Annotated in this window: 1 rRNA gene; it reads left to right on the top strand. The window is 59.8% G+C overall.

The annotated features are described in order from the left end of the window. Nucleotides 1-1,279: ribosomal RNA gene (locus tag BMY29_RS20385) — 16S ribosomal RNA — on the top strand; the annotation flags it as partial. Nucleotides 1,280-1,344 lie beyond the last annotated feature (65 nt).

The raw sequence follows: 1,344 nt of genomic DNA, 5'->3' as shown, positions 1-1,344 counted from the left end.
CCGGCGCCATAGGATATGGCTGCGGCCGATTAGGTAGACGGTGGGGTAACGGCCCACCGTGCCAATAATCGGTACGGGTTGTGAGAGCAAGAGCCCGGAGACGGTATCTGAGACAAGATACCGGGCCCTACGGGGCGCAGCAGGCGCGAAACCTTTACACTGCACGCCAGTGCGATAAGGGGACTCCACCTGCGAGGGCATATCGTCCTCGCTTTTCTGCACCGTAAGGTGGTGCAGGAATAAGTGCTGGGCAAGACCGGTGCCAGCCGCCGCGGTAATACCGGCAGCACGAGTGATGACCGCTATTATTGGGCCTAAAGCGTCCGTAGCTGGCCTCACAAGTCCATCGGGAAATCCGCGCGCCCAACGCGCGGGCGTCCGGTGGAAACTGTGGGGCTTGGGACCGGAAGGCCAGAGGGGTACGTCCGGGGTAGGAGTGAAATCCCGTAATCCTGGACGGACCACCGGTGGCGAAAGCGCCTCTGGAAGACGGATCCGACGGTGAGGGACGAAAGCTCGGGTCACGAACCGGATTAGATACCCGGGTAGTCCGAGCTGTAAACGATGTCTGCTAGGTGTGGCACTGGCTACGAGCCAGTGCTGTGCCGTAGGGAAGCCGTGAAGCAGACCGCCTGGGAAGTACGTCCGCAAGGATGAAACTTAAAGGAATTGGCGGGGGAGCACTACAACCGGAGGAGCCTGCGGTTTAATTGGACTCAACGCCGGACATCTCACCAGCATCGACAGCAGGAGTGACGATCAGGTTGATGACCTTATCAGACCTGCTGAGAGGAGGTGCATGGCCGCCGTCAGCTCGTACCGTGAGGCGTCCTGTTAAGTCAGGCAACGAGCGAGACCCGCACTCCTAATTGCCAGCAACACCCTCGTGGTGGTTGGGTACATTAGGAGGACTGCCAGTGCCAAACTGGAGGAAGGAACGGGCAACGGTAGGTCAGTATGCCCCGAATGTGCTGGGCAACACGCGGGCTACAATGGCCGAGACAGTGGGAAGCAACCCCGAAAGGGGACGCTAATCTCCGAAACTCGGTCGTAGTTCGGATTGAGGACTGAAACTCGTCCTCATGAAGCTGGATTCGGTAGTAATCGCCGTTCAGAAGACGGCGGTGAATACGTCCCTGCTCCTTGCACACACCGCCCGTCAAAGCACCCGAGTGGGGTCCGGATGAGGCCCTGTCACCAGGGTCGAATCTGGGCTCCGCAAGGGGGCTTAAGTCGTAACAAGGTAGCCGTAGGGGAATCTGCGGCTGGATCACCTCCACAGACCGGGACTGAGGCGACGTCCTCAGCCCACCAGCGGTTTCGCACGTTCGATCGACCATCGGT

Source organism: Natrinema salifodinae (assembly GCF_900110455.1).
In the GTDB taxonomy this organism is placed as follows: domain Archaea; phylum Halobacteriota; class Halobacteria; order Halobacteriales; family Natrialbaceae; genus Natrinema; species Natrinema salifodinae.
This window is presented reverse-complemented; position numbering and strand designations above follow the sequence as displayed.